Genomic DNA, 261 nt, shown 5'->3' on the forward strand with positions numbered 1-261 from the left:
GGTGACTTTGAAGCCCATATCGGAAAGACGTTTGATCGCGGTAATGTCCGCTTCGCCCCACGCTACGCCTGCGGCCTGCGCGTCACGGCTGCGGTGATAAACCACCTGCTGAATGCCTGCGTCACGCCACTGCTGCGCCTGTTCCCAGGTCCAGTAGCCGGTCAGTTCGATCTGCATGTCGCCGTTAAACTCTTTTGCTACGTCCAGCGCGCCTTTGGCGGTGTTGATATCCGCACAGCAAATTACCGTCACCCAGTCAGC

Annotated in this window: 1 pseudogene; it reads right to left on the reverse strand. The window is 58.6% G+C overall.

Going from position 1 to position 261, the window contains the following annotated elements:
• Positions 1-261: pseudogene (gene ulaD, locus SB765_RS30880) on the reverse strand (3-keto-L-gulonate-6-phosphate decarboxylase UlaD); the annotation flags it as partial.

It is taken from the genome of Pseudomonas sp. SIMBA_067, from assembly GCF_046534675.1.
Classification (GTDB): domain Bacteria; phylum Pseudomonadota; class Gammaproteobacteria; order Pseudomonadales; family Pseudomonadaceae; genus Aquipseudomonas; species Aquipseudomonas putida.